Source organism: Paenibacillus wulumuqiensis (assembly GCF_000971965.1).
GTDB lineage: Bacteria > Bacillota > Bacilli > Paenibacillales > Paenibacillaceae > Saccharibacillus > Saccharibacillus wulumuqiensis.
In genome coordinates, this window is sequence record NZ_KQ040792.1 from 235,669 (window position 1) to 256,704 (window position 21,036).

At 52.3% G+C, this 21,036-nt stretch carries 20 protein-coding genes and 1 riboswitch; of the genes, 11 read left to right on the forward strand and 9 right to left on the reverse strand.

All coding sequences use genetic code 11. From position 1 onward, the window contains the following. Positions 1 to 33: 33 nt before the first annotated feature. From WH45_RS01025 to WH45_RS23515, 5 genes are all read right to left on the reverse strand, one after another. On the reverse strand, positions 34 to 1,911 hold the full coding sequence (locus WH45_RS01025) for an FtsX-like permease family protein (RefSeq protein WP_046212533.1): 1,878 nt from the start codon (positions 1,909 to 1,911) through the stop codon (positions 34 to 36). Then, the gene (locus tag WH45_RS01030) at positions 1,886 to 2,650 is read right to left on the reverse strand and encodes an ABC transporter ATP-binding protein (protein ID WP_046212534.1); all 765 of its coding nucleotides are present in this window, start codon (positions 2,648 to 2,650) and stop codon (positions 1,886 to 1,888) included. Before WH45_RS01030 ends, WH45_RS01025 begins: the two co-directional genes overlap by 26 nt. A gap of 193 nt (positions 2,651 to 2,843) precedes the next feature. Then, positions 2,844 to 3,836, reverse strand: a complete 993-nt coding sequence (locus tag WH45_RS01035; RefSeq protein ID WP_046212535.1) for a sensor histidine kinase — start codon at positions 3,834 to 3,836, stop codon at positions 2,844 to 2,846. Continuing rightward, positions 3,833 to 4,540, reverse strand: coding sequence for a response regulator transcription factor (locus WH45_RS01040; protein ID WP_046212536.1), 708 nt, complete (start codon positions 4,538 to 4,540; stop codon positions 3,833 to 3,835). The genes WH45_RS01035 and WH45_RS01040 overlap by 4 nt, the downstream gene beginning before the upstream one ends. Before the next feature lie 127 nt (positions 4,541 to 4,667). Next, on the reverse strand, positions 4,668 to 4,838 hold the full coding sequence (locus WH45_RS23515; RefSeq protein WP_156075143.1) for a hypothetical protein: 171 nt from the start codon (positions 4,836 to 4,838) through the stop codon (positions 4,668 to 4,670). Positions 4,839 to 5,014: 176 nt separating this feature from the next. On the opposite strand from WH45_RS23515, the gene WH45_RS01045 reads away from it, so the two are divergent. From WH45_RS01045 to WH45_RS01090, 9 genes are all read left to right on the forward strand, one after another. Continuing rightward, on the forward strand, positions 5,015 to 6,034 hold the full coding sequence (locus WH45_RS01045) for a YdcF family protein (RefSeq protein ID WP_046212537.1): 1,020 nt from the start codon (positions 5,015 to 5,017) through the stop codon (positions 6,032 to 6,034). An 83-nt stretch (positions 6,035 to 6,117) separates the two neighbouring features. After that, positions 6,118 to 6,894 carry a dihydroorotate dehydrogenase electron transfer subunit gene (locus WH45_RS01050; RefSeq protein ID WP_046212538.1) on the forward strand — a complete coding sequence of 259 codons (777 nt, stop codon included), beginning with the start codon at positions 6,118 to 6,120 and terminating at the stop codon, positions 6,892 to 6,894. Beyond that, on the forward strand, positions 6,875 to 7,810 hold the full coding sequence (locus WH45_RS01055) for a dihydroorotate dehydrogenase (protein WP_046212539.1): 936 nt from the start codon (positions 6,875 to 6,877) through the stop codon (positions 7,808 to 7,810). Before WH45_RS01050 ends, WH45_RS01055 begins: the two co-directional genes overlap by 20 nt. A gap of 641 nt (positions 7,811 to 8,451) precedes the next feature. After that, positions 8,452 to 8,555, forward strand: a riboswitch (purine riboswitch). A 193-nt stretch (positions 8,556 to 8,748) separates the two neighbouring features. Then, complete coding sequence (locus tag WH45_RS01065) at positions 8,749 to 9,447, forward strand: xanthine phosphoribosyltransferase (RefSeq protein ID WP_046212541.1); 699 nt, start codon at positions 8,749 to 8,751, stop codon at positions 9,445 to 9,447. Beyond that, entirely contained in the window at positions 9,447 to 10,793 is a 1,347-nt protein-coding gene (locus WH45_RS01070; protein ID WP_046212542.1) for a nucleobase:cation symporter-2 family protein, read from the forward strand. The genes WH45_RS01065 and WH45_RS01070 overlap by 1 nt, the downstream gene beginning before the upstream one ends. A 214-nt stretch (positions 10,794 to 11,007) precedes the next feature. Next, a complete protein-coding gene (locus tag WH45_RS01075; RefSeq protein ID WP_046212543.1) occupies positions 11,008 to 11,949 on the forward strand; it encodes a helix-turn-helix transcriptional regulator in 942 nt (313 codons plus the stop codon). Between the two features lie 114 nt (positions 11,950 to 12,063). Further along, complete coding sequence (locus WH45_RS01080; protein ID WP_235338211.1) at positions 12,064 to 12,810, forward strand: DinB family protein; 747 nt, start codon at positions 12,064 to 12,066, stop codon at positions 12,808 to 12,810. A 336-nt stretch (positions 12,811 to 13,146) separates the two neighbouring features. Continuing rightward, positions 13,147 to 14,148: an asparaginase gene (locus WH45_RS01085; protein WP_046212544.1), complete on the forward strand. Its 1,002-nt coding sequence runs from the start codon at positions 13,147 to 13,149 to the stop codon at positions 14,146 to 14,148. After that, positions 14,148 to 14,609, forward strand: coding sequence for a hypothetical protein (locus WH45_RS01090; protein ID WP_046212545.1), 462 nt, complete (start codon positions 14,148 to 14,150; stop codon positions 14,607 to 14,609). Before WH45_RS01085 ends, WH45_RS01090 begins: the two co-directional genes overlap by 1 nt. 89 nt (positions 14,610 to 14,698) lie before the next feature. On the opposite strand, the gene WH45_RS01095 is transcribed toward WH45_RS01090, so the two are convergent. Together WH45_RS01095 and WH45_RS01100 are read right to left on the reverse strand one after the other, a co-directional pair. After that, a complete protein-coding gene (locus WH45_RS01095) occupies positions 14,699 to 15,031 on the reverse strand; it encodes a KGG domain-containing protein (RefSeq protein WP_046212546.1) in 333 nt (110 codons plus the stop codon). Positions 15,032 to 15,270: 239 nt separating this feature from the next. Continuing rightward, positions 15,271 to 16,983, reverse strand: a complete 1,713-nt coding sequence (locus WH45_RS01100; protein ID WP_046212547.1) for an ABC transporter substrate-binding protein — start codon at positions 16,981 to 16,983, stop codon at positions 15,271 to 15,273. 345 nt (positions 16,984 to 17,328) lie between these two features. Here WH45_RS01100 and WH45_RS01105 point away from each other — a divergent pair, with 345 nt between their 5' ends. Together WH45_RS01105 and WH45_RS01110 are read left to right on the forward strand one after the other, a co-directional pair. Continuing rightward, entirely contained in the window at positions 17,329 to 19,071 is a 1,743-nt protein-coding gene (locus WH45_RS01105) for a DUF4153 domain-containing protein (protein WP_046212548.1), read from the forward strand. 50 nt (positions 19,072 to 19,121) lie between these two features. Next, positions 19,122 to 19,526 (forward strand): hypothetical protein, encoded by a 405-nt coding sequence (locus tag WH45_RS01110; RefSeq protein ID WP_046212549.1) that lies wholly within the window; start codon positions 19,122 to 19,124, stop codon positions 19,524 to 19,526. A gap of 127 nt (positions 19,527 to 19,653) precedes the next feature. Here WH45_RS01110 and WH45_RS01115 read toward each other — a convergent pair whose 3' ends face one another. After that, complete coding sequence (locus tag WH45_RS01115) at positions 19,654 to 20,103, reverse strand: hypothetical protein (protein WP_046212550.1); 450 nt, start codon at positions 20,101 to 20,103, stop codon at positions 19,654 to 19,656. A gap of 33 nt (positions 20,104 to 20,136) precedes the next feature. After that, positions 20,137 to 21,027 carry a DMT family transporter gene (locus WH45_RS01120; protein ID WP_046212904.1) on the reverse strand — a complete coding sequence of 297 codons (891 nt, stop codon included), beginning with the start codon at positions 21,025 to 21,027 and terminating at the stop codon, positions 20,137 to 20,139. Positions 21,028 to 21,036: the final 9 nt, after the last annotated feature.

A 21,036-nucleotide genomic window follows, 5' to 3' on the forward strand; every position in this document is an offset into this window, starting at 1 on the left:
GATGAATCAACCAGCAGGACTGTGTTGTACAGATCAGCGAATCGCTGCCCGTACCTGCTTGATATAGAAGAAACGCACGATCAGGAAGTAGACAAGCTGGATCAGGAAAAAGATACCCAGTACGATCAACGATTCCCTGAGCAGGGAAGTCTGGAACATATTCGCAAGCGTCGTCAGCGCTACTGCGCCGTGCAGCATGGCGACGATGATCGGGGCAAAGAACAGCAGTACAATCTGTCGATTGAGCACTCGATTCAGCTCGGGAATGGTCAGTCCCAGCTTGGCAATGGATCTGAATTTCTGTTTGTCTTCGTCCAGATCGCTGTACAGCCGGAAATACAGGAAGCTGCCGGCCGAGACGAAAAAGACAATGCCGATAAACAGCCCGATAAACAGAATCATTCCATAGGAGCCCAGTTCCTGATTGACATCATAGGCAGGAACCGCAATCCGGTGCGATTCGGTAGATGGGTCCAGCTCGGTGTATATTTCCTTGCCTGCCGCAAGGACGCCCTGCTGCTCCTGGTCGCCTGTCCACACATGAAGAGAACGCTGCGCAGCTGGCTTGCCGAGACGCGCATACATCTCATCCGGGACGACAAACGGTATGCCTTCGACAGCCAGCACACCTGTTTGGATCAGCCGGTCCGGTCGTACATGAACACCGCTGGCGGTAGTGGAAGGCACATCCAGCCGATCCAGCTGCAATTGAAATGGCGTGACGGCAACCGTCTCTCCCGCCGCCAGCTGAATCGGCGGCTGGTCAACCCGGGCTGCCAACCGGTTGAACATGGACTCGCTGACAATCATCTGGGTGAACGCATCATCCTTCATATTATATTCCGTCAATACCTCATCGATCCGGGTCGCCTGAATGCCATGCTTGCGGAACGTCTGATCAATCACCTCTGCATGACGCTGTGCATCCGCTCCACTACCTTTGGCCAGATAGCTGATCACATACGGATTGCTGAGCGCTACATTCTTCGACACGACACTTTGCAGCCCATACAGAGAGCCTATGGCGCAGAAGGATACCGTAGAGACGATACAGACGAGAAAGAAAGTACGCGCATTATCCTTCATCCGGTAGGACAGATCGGACAGCAGCAGCATATTGGTCCGTTTCCAGAAAAAGGACTCCCTGCTTTTGAGCCGGCGGATGATATAGACGCTGAGCTGGGTGAACAGCAGATAGCTCCCAATAGTGACAATGATGCTGACAGGCAGCAGCAGGATAAAAGCATCTCCTCCACGCGCCAGCAGGGATAGCGTATACCCGGTGCCGATCAGCACCAGCACGAGCAGCGACAGCAGCATGGAAGCTCTCGGTTCGCTGCGGGCTTTCTGGCTGCCTTTGATTAAGTCGATCAGTTTGCCGCTTCGCAGTACGGAAGAGATGAATAGCGAAATCAGCAGAAACAGGATGAAAAAGGAGAAGCAGGTGATCCCTATCGCCCGCGCCGGGAAATAAAAGTTCAATCCGCCCTCAATGACCAGAATATGTTCACCGGCCAGCAGGATCGCCTTGGCAAATACAAGTCCAAGCACAATCCCGCCCAGTGTCGCGGCAAAGCCGATAATGATATTTTCCAGAAATACCATCTGGCGCAGCTGCCCGGGAGACATGCCCTGCATCATCAGCAGGCCGAATTCCTTTTTGCGTGTCTTCAGAAAAGAACTCATCGAATACAGCACAAAGAAAAAGGAAAATGCATAGATCATCCATTTGGCGGTAGACATTCCGCCCTGCACATTATGGTTGATCTGCCCGTCAGCGAGCAGTGGATGATAAGCGAAAATCGCAAAGGTAAAAAACACCATGACCGTAAACATGCTGCTCAGAAAATAGGCGGCATACAGACGCTTGTTTCGGACGACATTATTATAGGCGAATTGACGAAATGTCATTCGTATGCCCTCCCAACAGCGACAGGGTATCAATAATTTTCTGGAAAAAGGCCTGTCGGTTGTCTCCGCGATGAATCTCGCTGTACAGATGACCATCACGGATAAAGATAACCCGGCTGCAGTAGCTGGCAGCGACCGGATCATGGGTGACCAGCATCATGGTTGTCTGCTGTTCCCGGTTGATATTTTCGAGCATCTCCATCACATCGCGGGCTGATTTGGAATCCAGATTCCCGGTCGGCTCATCGGCGAGCAGCATTTTGGGGGAATGGATCATCGCCCGGGCAATGGCTGTCCGCTGGGCCTGTCCGCCGGAGATCTCGTAGGTGCGCTTGTTCATGATGGAAGTAATGCCGAGTTTGTCGGCGATAGCAGCAGCTTTTTGCTTCATTTCACTGACTTTGCTGCCGTCGAGTGTCAGCGGCAGCACGATGTTCTCCTGTACAGTCAGCGTATGCAGCAGGTTGAAGTCCTGGAAAATGAATCCCAGCTCCCGACGCCGAAAGCGGGCCAGTTCATTTTTCTTCATCCGGTTGATATTCTCTCCATTGATCAGAATCTGTCCGCTGGTCGGTTCATCAATGGTAGCAATCAGATTGAGCAGCGTGGTCTTGCCGCTGCCGGATGGTCCCATAATGCCGACAAATTCCCCGTCTTCAATCGTAAACTGGATATCGGTCAGCGCTTTGTAGGCAATCTTGCCAGCGTAGGTTTTGCTGATCTGGTTAACGTTAAGCATGTCTGATCCTCCTTGGTCCATGGGCTTCATGGTTGTTCTCATGTGCCCAGTATAGTCCGGGGCCGGGGAGCCTGCTATCGATTTTCCTTTCATCCGGCTTACATGTATGTAAGGTGGCGCAGGGAGCGACCAGGATATAGAGTCATACCAACCTGTAAAGCCTGAAAAGAAACCGGGTGAACAGTAGAAGGGATCAGGACTGCTGCCAGGACTGGAAAATAATACGGACAGTCGTTCCCTCGCCCAGAGCGGATTCCAGCTCCAGCGTATGGTCCAGATGCTCGGCAGCCTCTCTCGTCAGATACAGTCCCATCCCGGTCGATTCACGGAAGTGACGGCCGTTCTCGCCGGTAAAGAAAGGATCGAACACCCGCTTGAGATCCGAAGCCGGGATACCGATGCCATGATCCCGCACTTCCAGTACTGCCTGACGGTTACGGATAAAGGAATGAATATGGATCTTTCTTCCGGTGCCGGAGGAATATTTGACCGCGTTCATCACCAGCTGGGACAGCATGAAGAACAGCCATTTCTCGTCCGATTCTACCATCAGTACGCCATCTTGATCCTGTACGTCGGGATAGACATTATTGCGGATAAAAGATCGCTTGTGCTCATGAATAACCTCATGCATGATCTGTGACAGCGAGACGGATTTGGGATGGAAATCCTGCTGGAAGGTACGCAGCCGGGCCATATAGAGAATGGTATTCAGACCGGAACGCATGCGCTCGGTCTCTTCACGGATGCTGGCATATTCCGGTTCATCCACCTGCTGCACGGTAAGCTCGATAACGGACAAAGGAGTCTTCATCTGATGCACCCATTGATCCATAAAGGTCAGGTGCTGCTTTTGCTCACGCTGTATGGCAGCCAACTGCTCATGATAGGAGCGGTACTGCAGACGCAGCAGTTCTTCCAGCGCTTCCCCGACCGGTGTCTGATCCAGCCGCTGTACCGATTCCTCCATAGTCGCAGGCGGATGACTGAGCAATCCAAAATAGCGGCGCCGGGTGATATAGTGATAGGTCAGGTAGCTGCCCAGCAGGAACAGCCCGAGAAAAACAGAATACAGTGCCGGAGCCAGGCGGTGATATCCGTCCAGCCAGTAGATGCCCAGCACCGCAAAAAACTGAACCACATGCAGCACAATCAGCAGCGCATGTTCCCGCAAAAACAATTTCAACGTCCATCCTCCTCTGCCCAGGAAGCGTGCAGGCGATAGCCGATGCCGCGTACCGTCTCCACCGCATCCTCCAGTCCCAGCTCCTGAAATTTCTTGCGTACACGAGTGATATTGACATTCAGCGTATTCTCATCGACAAAGTTCTGGTCATCCCACAGCTTCTCCAGCAGTGCTTCCCGGCTCGCTACGCGCGGATGACGCTCCATCAGACTGCCGATAATGTCGCACTCCTTGCGGGTAAGGGGGATACTGCGGCCGTTATACATTAGTTCCAGCCGCTCGGGATAGAGCCGAAGACCGGCTGCTTCGATCACGCTCTCTTCCGTCCGTACGGCATATTCGCCATACGCACGACGCAGCTGGCTGCGGATTTTGGCCATCATGATGCCATAGTCAAACGGCTTGGTGATATAGTCGTCAGCACCATTTTCCAGTGCCATAATCTGGTCCATTTCCCCGGAGCGTGCCGAGATGAACAGTACCGGACAGATGGAATGATTGCGAATCTGGCGGCACCAATAGTAACCGTCAAAGCTGGGCAGGTTCACATCCAGCAGCACCAGATCCGGCTGCACCTCGCGGAACTCTTCCAGTACTTTGCTGAAATCCCGGGTCAGGATCACGTCGTAACCGTACCGGGTAATATGATTTTGCAACAGACCGGCAATTTTGGGATCATCTTCAACGATCATGATTTTCTGCATAGTTATGAACTCCTTGGAATAAACGGCATGATCCCACACGTATCCGCAGATTCGGTGGGATGTTATCGTTATTATACTATGTTCACTGCAAAGTATCCGGCTCATGCTTGCAGCCGGATTATTGGAATTAGGAAACTCCGCCGGAGACCGGCAGGGTATCGATAAGCTGATGCGAATATTGCTTGGCCAGCAGTACGATCTGATCCAGCTCGGGCCATTTATGATGCAGGCCGATATATACAATGACACCGGTAAACAGGACAGCCATTATCGTTTTGAACAGCCATTTTCCCATCATTGATTCCTCCTTGGATGGATAATACTTTTATCCTAACACAGCAAATATTCGGATAATATCGAATTGTCTTAATCTTTCCTTACGCTTTTCTTACACTTTTGTAAGTTTAAAATAAGGGTAAAAATAGAGTGGAGTCATGGTATCATGTTCATAACTGGAAAAGAGGAGAGAAATTGATGTACATACTGGGTGTGGCTGGATTATGTATAGCCATGTTTGTGATCAGCTACACAAAAGACCGCAGGCGTCTGCAGAACGGTGTATTTTTGACCGTCGGCATTATTCTGCTGCTGTTTGGTCTGATCGTCTATGTAATGAACCATCTGCAGGGCAATATACCGTATATTGCTGTTCTGCTCGTGCTGATTATGCTGCTGCTGGCACCGGTTGTCGTACTTGGCATAGGTGTGGCACTGGTCTACAATGGCCGGATTTTGCTGCACAGGGAAGGGTGGAAGCTGCCCAATCTGCTGTCCATGCTGACCGGAGTCGGTATTCTGGTGCTGCCGCTGCTCGTGCTGCTGGCTCCGTACAACAGCGTACTGGCTCCGCTGGTTATCGTGGTGCAGCTTTGTCTCGCTTATTTTGGATTTCTATTTATCTGCTATCTGGTGTCTTCCCTGCTGTATAATTTTCATCGACCGCGTTACCGGCCGGACTTTATCATCGTGCTGGGCAGCGGATTGATCCGCAACAAAGTGCCGCCGCTGCTGGCGAGCCGTCTGGATCAGGGAATCGCCATCTATCTCCGCTATCAGGATGGAGAGCCGCCGCGGATCGTCGTTTCCGGTGGACAGGGCAGCGATGAACAGACTGCCGAGGGCGAAGCGATGGGTCAATATCTACTGGAAAAGGGTATTCCGGCCGAGCATATCATTATTGAAAATGAATCGGCTAATACGCTGCAAAATATGCGTCTATCCAAGCAGAAGATGGATGATCTGATGGCAGGCAAGCCGTACTCCTGCATTTTTGTTACGAATAATTTTCACCTGTTCCGCGCCGGTATCTACGCGCGCAAGGCAGGTATTCAGGGCGATGGTATCGGTTCGCGTACAGCGCTGTATTATTTGCCCAATGCCTTTATCCGTGAGTATATCGCCATTATCGTGATGCATCGCCGCATTCATCTGCGGATTATTGCAGCCGGATTGATTCTGGCGCTGATGGCCGTGCTCGTATTGATGATTGTCTGAATCGGTCTGATATTGTGAGAAGAGTTACAACCGTATCCGCGAGCCGCTGGTATGATATATAGCGGCACAAAGGAGGCGGATGTATGGCTTATATTATTTCCAATGAACAGGTGGCTGCGGATGTTTTTGTAATGAGAGTGGCCGGGCAGCATGCAGGTGGGATGGGACAATTTTATATGCTGCGCGGAGATGACGGATACCGGGGAGACAGCTATCCTCTGCTGTCACGCCCGCTCAGTATCCATGACAGAGGCGATGACTACATCGCCTTTTTGTACAGGGTGCATGGACGGGGGACGGCAATTCTGTCTCGTCTGGCGGCAGGGCAGCAGGTGCTGCTGGAAGGGCCTTTTGGCAATGGATTCCCTTTGCTGAAGGAGTGTGGCCGGGTCGCTCTGGTCGGCGGCGGGATGGGCTGCGCGCCGCTGCTGCTGACGGCCAGGCATTATACGGAGGCAGATATCTACCTGGGCTTCTCCGGGGAAATGTTCGCGGTGAACGCTTTCCGTCAGGCTGTGGATTCAGCAGAGCAGGTGCAGGTGATGAACAGCAGGCAGCAGAGCGTGCTGGAGCTGCTCGATCCATCTCGGTACGATACCATTCTGGCCTGCGGACCGGCCGGAATGCTGAGAGCGCTGGCGGAATGTACAGCAGCGGCGAATAGGCATTCCATGGAGCAGACTGGCGGCAGCCGGGGAGATATCCGGCTGTATATTTCCACCGAAAAGCATATGGCCTGCGGCATTGGAGCCTGTCTGACCTGTACGGTGCAGACGAATGGTGGCAATCGCAGAACCTGTGTGGAAGGGCCGGTATTCGCAGCAGAGGAGGTGAACTGGGATGACCTCACTACAGTGTAATATCGGCGGCGTGGAACTGCGCAATCCGGTCATTATGGCGTCCGGCACGTATGGATTTGGCCGCGAATATGCATCCTATGTGGATACTGGCATTCTCGGCGGGATATCCTGCAAGGGACTGACTCTGCATCCCCGTCCGGGCAATCCTGGCTGCCGTGTGCAGGAGACCGCTTCCGGCATGATGAACAGCGTCGGTCTGGAGAATCCGGGAGTGCAGGGATTTCTGGATCATGAACTGGGCTATATGACTACACTGGGTACGGCAGTGATCGCCAATCTGGGCGGTTCCAATGCCGAGGAATATATCGAAGGCGCACGTCTGTTGACCGAGCATACACATCGACTGCGACAGCAGGGCAGCCGCGGAATCGATATGCTGGAGCTGAATATCTCCTGTCCGAATGTCCGCGAAGGCGGCATTCAGTTCGGCATTCATACGGAGACGGCGCGCAGCATCGTGCGGCAGGTCCGGAGCGTAACGGAGCTGCCCCTGCTGGTCAAACTGTCACCGGGTGCACAGGATATAGTGGAGATGGCCCTGATGTGTGAGCAGGAGGGCGCGGATGCAGTATCGCTGGTCAATACATTTTCAGCGATGAAGATTGATATTTACCGGCGGCGCAGTGCTTTTGGCAACCTGTATGCAGGCTTGTCCGGCCCGGCGATCAAGCCGATCGCCCTGCGGATGGTGCATCAGGTCGCCTCAGCAGTGTCCATCCCGGTCATCGGCATGGGCGGAATCAGCAGTGTGGAGGATATGATTGAGTTCATTATGGCCGGCGCAGAGGCGGTGCAGGTAGGTACGTATAACTTTGTTAATCTGCGCGCAGGGACCGAGCTGGTGGATGGATTGCAGCTATGGATGGAGCAGCAGGGAGTGGAATCCCTGGCTGAGATTCGCGGGATTCTTGGATAATCGGATAAAATTACTTATAAAAGTTATTTGTGTGCTATAATCATCAGCGGAAAGATAAGTACCGGCGGAACGTATCATGGCATCGCAACCCGGAAGGGGGTGATGCCATATCACTGGTTGATCTGCTGCTTCAAATCCTCGATATCTCGGCAAAATGTATCGGCTTGATAGTAGGAGCCGACAAGCTGCATGATATCTGGAAGCGGGAAAAAGACAACAAAAACCGCCGGGATAAAGGTTAGGACCCTCCTGGCGGTCTCGGGAAAAATTGTATTTCAAGCGATCGCCGTATGATTCCGCCGATCTTGTCGATCCGGCCTGCAGTGGACCAACACTGCAGGCTTTCTTTATCTACAGTATACACAACCTGCATTCGAAATGAAACGTGGCTTTTTAAATAGTTGGCTATAAATTACGTAAATAAGTATTGTACAGGACGGCTGCATAGTGAGAATATACAGGCTTTTCCAGCCAAACAAGACGATTACCTTTTATGGAAACAATGACTTATGAAACTTACTGAAAGCATGAAAAATATCCTTGAAACATAACATGAATGCGTGTAGTATACATATATAATTTGATACAGGCAGTGCAGAAGGCGGCGCAATCACTCTGTTATGGAGGGTTTGCTGCAGATACACTTCTTCACCGCGACCACTCATATAATATTGGGAATAAGGCCCAGGAGTTTCTACCGGACAACCACTGTAATTGTCCGACTATGAGTGAAGAACGTGCTGATCCTTTTTTGCTGAACGGTAAAAGGGATCAGGATGCGGCTTTTTGCGCATTCTGTATATGAACATGCATACAGGCAGGCTTCACTTGAGTGTACCAACTCGGGTGGCCTGCCTTTTTTGTTTTATACATGAAGATTGGAGCCAATAGGCTTAACAGACATTCAGACAAACAGATAATCAAAGGGGAGAAACAACATGAAATTGCTGGAGGAACGGATACGGGCGGAAGGACAGATTCTGTCGGACAAAGTGCTCAAGGTGGATGCTTTTCTGAATCATCAGGTGGATACAATGCTGGCGGTGGAGATCGGCCGGGAGTTGGCCCGCTTATTCGCCCATGAACACATTACCAAGGTGCTGACGATTGAAGCGAGCGGCATCCAGTTCGCAATGGCGACAGGGATTGCGCTGAATGTGCCTTTTGTCTACGCCAAAAAGAAAAAGGCCGTGACCCAGGGAGATCAGGTATATGCGGCATCGGTGCATTCCTTTACCCGCGGCGAGACATACCAGGTGAGCATCGTCAAAGATTACCTCAAGCCGGAAGACCGGGTGCTGATCGTGGATGATTTTCTCGCTACAGGAGCGGCGCTGGTCGGACTGGCGGATATTGTGGCAGAGTCCGGTGCGACGCTGGTCGGTGTAGGCTGCGTGATCGAGAAGACGTTCCAGGAAGGACGCGGACTGCTGGAACAGCGCCGGATTCCGGTACAATCGCTGGCACGCATCCTATCCATGTCGCCGGGACAGGTAGAATTCATTCCTGAACAGCCGCTGTCCGGAAAAACAGAAGTATCTGCACAGACCGCTCATGCTGCGGATCGTGTAAAGGAAGCCAACCAGCCGTCCAAACAGACGACTGCAGAACCTAACAGAATCGGGGCGGGGATCTGATGCTGAGTAAACGTAAAGTATTTACGCTGGGACTCCAGCATGTGATGGCGATGTATGCCGGTGCGATTGCCGTACCGCTCATTATCGGAAACGCGCTGAATCTGTCGCCGGAACAGATGGCCTATCTGATCGCAGCGGATATGTTCACCTGCGGTCTGGCTACGCTGCTGCAGGTACTGGGCACACGCTATTTCGGCAGCGGGCTGCCGGTTGTACTGGGTTGTACGTTTACAGCAGTCGGGCCGATTATCGCAATTGCTTCGACGACCAATCTGCCGACCGCCTATGGGGCGATTATCATTTCCGGGGTATTCGTCGTGCTGGCAGCCCCGTTATACGGCAAGCTGCTGCGTTTCTTCCCGAAAATCGTAACCGGTTCGGTCGTGACCATTATCGGTCTGTCGCTCATTCCGGTAGCGATGAACAATGTCGCCGGTGGACAGGGCAGTCCGGACTTTGGTGCACCGCATAATCTGCTGCTGGCGGGTGTTACCCTGCTGGTGATCCTGATCGTAAGCCGTCTGGCGACAGGATTCCTGCGCTCGATCTCCGTACTGGTTGGTCTGGTCGCTGGTACGGTGCTGGCCTATGCGATGGGAATGGTGAATTTTGCCTCGGTAGCGGATGCATCCTGGTTCCGGGTGGCGCAGCCATTTTACTTTGGCACACCGCAGTTCAGCTGGATTGCGATTGCGACGATGATTATCGTGAACATCGTCAGCATGGTGGAATCGACCGGTGTCTACATCGCGGTCGGCAAAGCTACCGAGCAAAAAGTAGAACAAAAGCAGATCGTCAACGGACTGCGTTCGGAAGGTCTGGCGATCGTGCTGGGCGGCGTGTTCAACGCATTCCCGTATACCGCTTTCTCGCAAAATGTCGGTCTGATCTCGCTGACCAAGGTCAAGACGCGCAATGTTATCTTTGCCGCTGGCGGGATTATGGTCGTGCTCGGTCTGCTGCCCAAGCTGGCGGCACTGACTACAGTCATTCCGAGTGCGGTACTGGGCGGCGCGATGGTCGTCATGTTCGGTTCGGTGGCGGCTTCGGGTATGTCTATCCTGGGTGAAATCAATCTGCGCAATGACCGCAACCTGATGATCGTCGCCTGCAGTATTGCGATCGGCGTAGGCTCGGCCGTTCTGCCGGACATTTTCGCCAAGATGCCGAACTTCCTGCAGCCGCTGCTGCAAAACGGCATCGTGACCGGCTCGGTCGCAGCTGTGATGCTGAACCTGATTCTCTCGGACAAGCGTACCGTCGATGCGGAAGAAGACAATGAAGAGCCGGTTGCCGGATTGGGCGTAGACGCTGGCGCCAGCGCTAAAGCTTCCACGGGTCTGTAATAAGCGGCTCTGGCGGATCGGTCTGGTTATCCGGGCAATCTTATGTATTCTCTGATGTCACACCAGCGCTTCATACTGGTGGAGCGCGTGAATGAAAAAGGCTTCGGATGCCTGACCGATTGGCCTAAATACTCTGATGCAAGACCCTGTGTATGCTGCAGGGTCTTTTTTGTTATATTGAAGAGAACGAATCGTATGGAAACGGGGAGATGGAATGAACAAAACCGAACGGCTGATGGCGATTGTGCTGGAGCTGCAGCGTCACCGCAGTCTGCGTGCACAGGATCTGGCGGATATATTTGAGACGAGTGTGCGTACGATCTACAGGGATATGCAGGCACTCAGTGAATCGGGAGTGCCGCTGCTGGGTTCGCCGGGTCAGGGGTATTCGCTGATGGAAGGATATTTTCTGCCGCCGGTCAGTCTGACAGCGGACGAAGCGGTGGCGATGTGGCTCGGAACCGACTTTGTGGGGAAATATCTGAGTCCCAAATATCAATATGACGCTGCATCGGCTCGCCGTAAAATCCAGTCCATTCTACCGGAGTCCATTCATATTCAGTCGGCAGCGGTACGCGACTCACTCCTGCTCATTGCAGGCCGCAACGTGGAGAAAATGGATGAAACGACTCATTTGCAGCAGATCTGCGAAGCGGTTGCGACGAGGCACCGGATCACATTTCGTTACAGCAAGCCGTCGGATACACCGGATAAGGATGCCGGTGTGCGAGCAGTCTGCCCGTATGGAGTTGTGCTGACGGGCAGCCGCTGGATGCTGGTCGCCTACTGCATGAGGAGGCAGCAGATCCGGCACTTCCGTCTGTCGCGCATATCGGAATTGACGGTGACCGATGAGGAATTTACATGGCCGGAGCATTTCCAGCTCAGCGGCTACCGACCGGAAGATGACCGGAATACACTGGTAAAAGTAAAGATCAGTGAGCAGATTGCAGCGCGGCTGCGGGAGGATGGCAGCTTTTATCTGGAGCGTCTGGAAGAAGAGAGCGGCCGTATTATCGCGGTACTGCGGGTGCGTCGATTGGAAGAGATTATTCATACCATTCTGGGCTGGGGACGGGGAGCTGTAGTGCTGGAGCCGGACGAGCTGCGAATACGAATACGTGAGGAATTGCAAAATATGCTGGAAAGCTACTGACACTATGCTGTCAGCAGCGGTTGGTTATACTGGGTACAGTTATTGATTCCGCTGCGGATATCTGCATGAGCAGCCGCCGCAAGCGGGACTACTATCAACTTACCTGGAGGCACAATGATGAACAATAAAATGGACAGACACGCGAGCATGGATATGAGTACCAAGGCAGGCGCAGACATGAACACCAAGACAAGTATGAACACAAGCAGCACGGTGACTACCTTCCCCCAGACAGGCATGAACAGGAGCGAAAGCAGAGATACCGATACCTCTACCGACAAAGCCGCACATATGCAAATAACCCTGCAGCGTCTGGAGCAGCAGCTGGATCAATACGGGCAGGAGCTGCACCGCTATACACTGGAACAGCTCACCCGGCAGCCGAGCGCACAAGAGTGGTCGCTCGGACAGATGTACCAGCACCTGATCGCTGCTGCACTGTACATGCAGATGGGGAATATCGATAAATGCATCATGCAGTATGAGCATGATCTGCAGCAGCACAATGCCCAACCTGAGAATCCGTCCGCACAGTCAGCTGCAGAGGGAAAGACAGAGATGGGAGAGAGTATTTTTGAAAATGGAAGTTTCCCTCCCGTGCGGGTCAAGGTGCCGGGCGTTCCGGAGCCAGCACAGCCGGAGAACCGAGAACAGCTGCTGAAAGGTCTGGAACAGGTACGCATTCGCGCCCGCGAGCTGGCACCGCAGGCAGCAGCGGTTCCGGCCCGCTATACAGAGCGACACCCAAGGTTTGGCGATCTCAATGCAGCCGAGTGGATGATGCTGATCGAGATGCATTATCGTCATCACCTGCACCAGAAGCGCCGGCTGGATGAGTTTCTGAATAGGACTGTAAAGTAAAAGCGGAGAGAAAACTGCACCAGCATACCCTCCTGCGAAAGGCTTCGCGAAAAGCCCTGTGTCCTGCAGTATTCTGCATAGGATACAGGGCTTTTCGCATGCGCAGGGATTCTGTTGCCACTCCATAATCCTACATAGTACGGTCCGGCTATTTCCTTTATAATCAATATATTAACGTTCATGTACACGACTATGGAAAAGTGTTAAATTTAGTACTTATCAGGGATACCCGCCGAACCATGCAGCATGGAGATGTGCCGGAGACAGCGAGTCCCGGAGCCGGCAGCAGCAGAGGTGTCCAATTACAGGAATTAACGGGCGGAGGGAAAAGGATTCATGCAGCATATTTTGTTTATCAATACCGGAGGCACGATCTCCTCTTCAGCAGAAGGACAGGGGCTGACCCCGACACAATCGGCAGCGGATATCATCTCAGCGGTACCCGAGGTCAGAGAGATCTGCAATATCGAAGCAATGACGCTGATGAGCGTGGACAGTACGAATATCCAGCCGGAAGAATGGGTGACCATCGCACGCACGGTGCATGAGCAGCTGCCAAAATACGATGGCATCGTTATCGCCCATGGTACGGATACGATGGCCTACACGGCCTCTGCGCTCAGCTTTATGCTGGGAGCGCTCGACAAGCCGGTCGTGATTACCGGTTCCCAGGTATCGGTACTGGCGGAATACAGCGATTCCCGCAAAAATATCAAGGACGCTTTCCGGACAGCCTCCAGCGAGCTGGCTGGCGTATTCGTTGTATTCAACGGCAAAATCATCAACGGTGCCCGGGCATCCAAAGTGAAAACCAAAAGCTATGATGCGTTCGAGAGCATCAATCATCCGTACATCGGTTATCTGGATGAGGATCACATTGTCTACAACGAGATTGCGCCGTCTGTCTATCCAGAAGGACATGTGTATAATGATCAGTATTCGCCCGATGTGTTCCTGCTCAAGCTGATTCCGGGGATGCGCCCGGATATTTTCGATGCCGTTCGTAATCTGGGCTACAAGGGCATCATCGTTGAAGGATTCGGTCTTGGCGGGGTTCCTTTCAAAGAGATTAATCTGATCGACAAGATCGAAGAGCTGGTACAGGATGGGATCAGCATCGTCGTGACCACCCAGTGTCTGTACGAAGGCGGCGATTTGACGATCTATGAGGTCGGACAGCGTGCACTGGAGAAAGGCGTTATCCCGTGCTATGACATGACGACCGAAGCGCTGACGACCAAAATGATGTGGGTGCTTGGACAGGCGAACAGCCCGGCTGAAGTCGCCCGTATGATGGCAACCAATTATGTGGATGAGATTACGATGCCGGTCATATAATGAAAAGTACCTTTGTGCTTAAAGGTTTGATTTTTGGCATGCTGCTGGCTGTGATTATCGCTTTTTTGTTTATGCTGGTCGGTCAAATTACAGCAGGTGGTATCACCTCATTATGGGGAGAAAGCTGGCTATATTTCTCTGTTATCATCCCGTTTGCGGTGGTATTTATGCTGCTGGGAGGCTATTTTTACAACAGAAATGAAGTCTCCAATAAAAAGCTGTGGCTGCTTAGTCTGATTGTTGCCTTTGCAGTGACTTTGTACAGCGGAACGATCGGCGCGATCTTTGGTGAGTACATTGCGCGGGGCGAGAGTGAGACCATTAATGTTGAGGGTACGCTCACATGGGGCACGATTTACGCTTTTGTATTGCTTCCGGTTACGGTGCCATTTGCCAGACTGTTGATCGGCATATTTTATAATTTTGTTTTTTCTGGGCATGGAAAAAAGAGCAGTCCCTAATCGGACTGCTCTTTTTTTGCCTTTTTAGGCGTTCATATTCGCTGTTAGCAGCTTTTGACCCGCATACTCCGCGGGAAATTCAATTGTGCTTAGTCGTTGTTTTTGGAGCGTGCTTGTCCGCCCTTGCGGCCTGCTTCTTCGCGGCTCATACCGTCGGAGTCGCTGCGTGCTTTGCCGCCTTCGCTGCCAATTTCCTGATAGAATTCTTTGTCATGGGAATCGGAAGTGGCTTGTCCGCCTTTTTGACCGATTTCCTGGTAGAATTCTTTACCATGAGAATCTGCGGTGGATTCGCCGCCTTTTTGACCAATCTCTTGATAAAATTCTTTGTCGTGATTTTTAGAAGTGGCTTCCCCACCCAGACGACCTGCTTCTTCTCTGCTCATTTTGCCGTTGTTGTTATTGCTGTTGTTGTTTGCCATTTTCTATTCACTCCTCTGAATTTTCTAGTTGGTAGTACGCTGTATGATCAGCGCCACGATATTGTATTACCCGGCCAAAAATAGAATAAACACCCCAAAAAGCAATATTTCCAAAGTGCTAAATTGCTGTCCTGCTTGAGAAAAAGAACTCTAAAATGCCACAAGCCTTGTCAGCATTGGGCTTGTGGCATTTCAGTCAGTCAGCAATTTCGAAGTTGATTTTTTTTGGAATTTTTTGATCATTGCCCGGCGCTGGATTCATGTTCGGGCAGCCGGGCAGGGAACCAGATATGCCTCAGATCGACCCAGCCCTGACTGTTAAAGGTAATGCCACGCACCGTTGGCAGATAGGCGGTCTGAACCGGCTTTTCATACAGTACATACAGCTGGTGCTCTGCAGCCAGCCGGTCTCCGATCCGCTGGAAAAGGGCATCCCGCAGCTGGGGATCGGCCTGCCGTCGAATCTCGTCCAATGCGTGCTCGATATCGATACGGGTATGGGTATCGACGTGCTGGGACAGGGTCAGATACAGATCATACAGCCGCAGCTGCTCATCCTGATCACGAGTCAGAGAAAAGACGATCAGATCAGACTCCATTCGCACAGGACCCTGGAACTGCTCAATCGGTGTGGACAGCACTTCACAGGCATATCCATGCTGCCGCAGCGTCTGTGCGATCTGGCGAGCATCCCGGCGGTACTGCGGAATCGTTAAAATTTGCAGCGATGTCCCTGTCTGCTCTATGCCGGATGCAGGAGAGGATTCCTGCTCTCCCTGCAGGCAGGTACAGATATGAGCACGAACAGCGGGATCACGCAGCGGTCCTTCCTTTTGCGTATTGAACGTAATGAACTTGCGCACCGATACCGGCGACGGCAGCTGACTCCAGGAATGGTCATCCGGCACCGACGGATTGGGAATCAGGTGAAAAGGAGAGACCGGATCGGCAGGCTCTGCCCTTTCGCCGCTGACCGACCAGGGAATATGGATAATCTCGACCCGGTCCAGATGGGGCCGTCCCTGAAAATACGGTTTGAACACTTCCAGCACGCAGCGTTCCTCACTCTGTTCGACCATTCGAAAAGGACCGGTACCGCTCGGCTTGAGCCCGAATTCCTGCTCACTGCGCCGGTTCAGTCCTCTCGGCACAATCGCCGCCCGGCTGGTGCACAGAAAGGGCAAAAACAGCTCGCTCGGTTCCTGAAGCTGAATATGCACGGTCGTCGAATTCAGCGCACGGACGGACTGGATCTGTTTGAACACAAACCGGTACAAGGCCCGCCGCGACGTACGGATCAGCCGCTCAAATGTATAGACCACATCTTCGGCGGTCAGGATCTGCCCATGGTGGAACAGCACATCCTTGCGCAGGTAAAAGGTCCAGCCGGTCCGCTGTGCATCCGTCTCCCAGGCATGAGCCAGATGCGGTACGATCTTGCCGCTATCGCCGGATTTGCGAACGAGTCCATCGAAAATATGACTGGAGACAAAGGATTCGGCCAGCAGATTCATATACAGCGGGTCCACTGTATGAATACGCTGGCGAATCGGCAGCCGCAGCTGGTCAATCTGCCGGTCACGCTGTATTTCCGAATGAGGACCGAAATAGCTGAGCAGCCAGTCCTGCAGCTGTTCATCCAGTACCGGCGAGCGTGCATGCAGCCGGATCTGCTCAATACTGTCCCGGATATCCCTGCGCTGGATCGTATGCATCATCGACTCCATGGCGATCTGCTCGGGCGAAGCGGTAAAGGTCAGCAGGGAACGGCGCCCCCGTCCGCGCTGGGACTGCCAGGTAATCCAGCCCTGTTCACTCATGCGGTTGATAATGTTAAGCGCGTTGCGGTGTGTACATTCCAGTACGGCAGCAAGCTCATCCAGCGTCACATCCAGCTCGGTCTGACTGCCATACTGGGAATGCAGCAGCAGAAATTGTCGGTGTAACTTCATTACATAACCTCCTGTAATGGCATTGGTATCTATCAGTATCCATCAATTGCAAATGTATATTTATGCTGAAAAGGACATGGTTATCAATGCCTTGGTCATACGGAAAGTCAGTCTTCTCCGCATAATAGTCCCTTCAAAATCCAGTGAATTTAAAATAGGAAATTTTCCAGTTTATTTCTTCTATTTATTTTCTTATTTTATCATCTACAATAAAAATAACCACATTGAACCTACCCGGCAGCAGGCTGTACCGATCGGCCATCCGCCTGAAGTCTGCTGCACATCGTATTTAACCTATACCAACAGCTTATTATGAAAATTAAATTTTGACCGGAGGAGAGAGCTTTGTACGATAAGTTAATTGTAGTACCCCAGCGGGGATGGATTGCCCTGATCAGCGCCTTTATTCTGGCGGTCGTTCATCAATATTTATTTTACGGGCACAGTTTTGGTATTTCATATCCGGTATTCGTGATTTTGTTTTACCTCTATATGTATACTTATGCGGGCGACCGGCTCCGGCAGGGGTCATGGTTCAGCAGGCTGGTGATGGTCGCGATTATACTGCTGTCCTGCACGTACGGATTGTTTGCAAATGAATTTTTCCGTGCACTGAATGCGCTGTTTATTCCCTGTCTGATTTCACTGCATCTGGCGTATATGCTGAGCCGCAGACGGCTGGACTGGAATCGTCCGGAGCTGATCATCGATGCACTGGATCATCTGTTTCCGCAGACATTTCGTCATTTTATCACCCCATTTGCGATGCTCAAGCACAAGGCTTCCCAGCGCATGCAGGAAGGGCAGCGGGCGACATTTCGTAAAATCATGCTCGGTGTACTGGCTGCTCTGCCGCTGCTGTTCATCATTATTGCGCTGCTAACATCGGCGGATCGCATGTTTAATGAGCTGCTTGGCACGATGCCGCGCTGGATTCTGAACCTGTCGCCGGGAGAAGGCACGTTCCGGCTCGTCTGGGTGATCATCATGGGATTTATCCTGTTCGGTTATCTGTGGGGATTCGTCAAACCGCTCGTCTATGCACCACCGGTCTGGCAGACACCACCGCCGGGAACAGGGGCGGCGCCCGGCGTACAGCCTCCATCCAATGCGCAGGCAGCAGCGAATCGTCCGCCGGGTCCCAATGCTGTAACTGGGGAAGCGTTGAATACCCAGCCGCAGCTGCCCAATAGCGAGAACGGACAGGCTACTACACCCGTTCAGATACCAGGTCAGACAGCGGCATTTCCCGCATCCCCGGCTGCAGTGGACATACAGCCCCGTCCGCACCCAGCCCAGCAGGTTCCGGCGCAGGTGCAGCCGCATCATCCGGTACGGATCGATCCGGTTATTCTCGGCACGGTGCTCGTGCTGATCAATATCGTCTATGTATTGTTCGTTTTCCTGCAGTTCTCCTATCTGTTCGGAGCGCCGCAGGGCAATCTGCCGGATGGCAGTACCTATGCAGAGTATGCCCGCAGCGGATTTATGGAGCTGGTCATGGTAACAGCACTCAACTTTGTGATCATGCTGTGCGGACTGCTCTATGCAGGACCGGCAGGCAAAGGGCTGCAGTGCCTGAATAACGGGCTGCTGTATGTGCTCGTGTTATGCTCCGGTGTGATGTTATATTCGGCATTTACCCGTCTTTTATTATATGAGCAGGCGTATGGATATACGACCGTGCGCTTTCTCGTTCATGCATTTATGCTGTTCCTCGGTGTGCTGCTGATCGTGGCAGGGCTGCGGATTCATTTCCGTCGTCTGCCGCTGGCACGCTGTTATATTATTCTGGCGCTGGCCGCTTATGTGCTGGTGAACTATGCAGGAATGGACCGCCAGATTGCGGTTCGCAATATGGAACGTTACGAGCAGTCCGGCGAGCTGGATATGGATTATCTGACTGGATTGTCCACCGAGGCTGTGCCAGCTCTGCTCAAGTTCAGCCGTGAGCATGAAGTGTATGGCCTTGCAGGTGCGCTGCATGAGCGCTGGGCATATCTGTTTGATGAAAATACCGACTGGCAGTCGATCAATCTGAGCGACTATCTGGCCATCCGGGCACTGCGCCAGGACAGTCAGCAATAACTGAATCATTCGATGACATCATAACCAGTACAGGAAAGGGGAATGAACGCATGTTTACGTTACAGGCAATGATTCGTTGGAACAGTGACCCGGCTCATCTGCCGGTGGGAGAATGGCTGAAGCATCTCAATGATCCGCAGGAAGGCTGCCCGCAGCAGACCGACTGGACTACAGACATGGACAGGGAGGGGCTGGAGATTCGTATCGTCAGCTGCATCCCTGATTCATGGAATACGTATGGACAGGTACGGATACCCGCACATGCGCTGCCGGAATCCGGCCTGCAGGCAGGCGATGTATTCACACTGTGGGATCATGGCGATCTCGGGGAAGTGATGCTGCTGGAGAGTCCGCGTCTGCCGCTTCGTCCGTACCGGTATCTGCAGGAACAGATCGAATACCACGGCGATGAGATGCATGGCTGGCAGCCGTACCGGCATATGCAGCCTTATTAACGTTCAACGAAAATAGACAGCAAGAAGGAAAATAGACAGCAAAGAAGCCGTGACTTCGCATCACGGCTTCTTTTGTTGGTTGTATAGTACGGGTTTTTAAACTTATAGACTTCGTAGATAAGATCATTTATTTCAGTAGATCTCGAATAAAGTTCGCATCCCAATCATTTGAGATGCTGTACAGCTGGGAAGCATTCTTTTTGCCATGCTGATCATAATCATAAATATCGATATACCGATTATTATACAGAATCATTCCGAATCTTCTTGCCTGATCGTCCTTCACAATAATCGTATATGAATCGTCAAACGGCAAGTTGGCATCGGATGTTTTGCGGATCTCCATGCCGGACGTCTTTTGTATGAACATCTGGATGTCATCCGGATCAGTAAGGTTTACCTGTTTTCCTTTGCCCTGATCATTCACGATGTTAATGGAACGTACCTGACCCGTATTAAACTTCTGCCAAATAACCGCGTCCAGTGACGTTTTGTCCGGATTCATGTTGAAAATCCATATCCCTGCACCTACCAGGATAAGGATACATGCCAGTACATAATATCGACGTGCTCTCATAGGCAGCCTCCTTATGCTGTATTGGTGTTCTCCTCAGGATCGTATATTCACTATTCTCGGCTTGCGGTTGACCAGATAGATGCTGACCCCGATCAGTACCAGACCGAGCAGCAGGAACCAGGTGAATGGCTCATGCAGCAGCAGGGTACCGATGAATACGGACAGCAGCGGCACGAGGAATGTATAGGAGGCGATTTTGCTCGCATCTCCGGCACCGACAAGTGTAAAGTAAATGATCCACGACAGGGCAATTCCGAAAATAATGCCAAAAATCAGCCCGATCAGATAAGGCGCATTCCATGTAATATCTGCCCAGCTCTCGGTCACCGAGCCGGAAGCGGTCAGCACCAGCCCACCGAGTGTACATTGAAAGGCCACCATCCACAGGGCGTCGACTTTCTGGTTGGCCTTTTTGATATAGACGGTACCGAGCGCCCAGCTGAGTGCAGTGACAAGAGCCAGCACGACGCCGATCACGGCGACATGGCCGGAGAATCCGCCCGCACTGACAGAGATGACTCCGGCAAAGCCAAGCACCAGCCCGATAATCTTCAGCGGTGACATGGATTCGCCCAGCCACATCCAGGCAAACAGCCCGACCAGTACCGGCTGCAAATAGACGAGTACGGAGAACAGGCCGGATGGCATGTAGAGCAGACCGAGCGTCTGCAGTCCATAAAAGAGAACCACGTTCAGGATCGCGGAAATGGTGTAGGCTTTCCAGTTGTCCTTCCAGCGGATTAGTCGTCTTCGCGGCAATAGGATCAGCATCAGCAGCACGCCGCCGCCCAGTGTACGCAGGCCAGCGAACAGCAGGGGCGGGGTATAATCAAGCGCCAATTTATAAATGGACCAGGAGATGCCCCACAGGAATACCAGTGCAGCGATCAGACCCGCCCGTTTGAGTGGTGTCAGGGTGTTCATGTTGTTCTT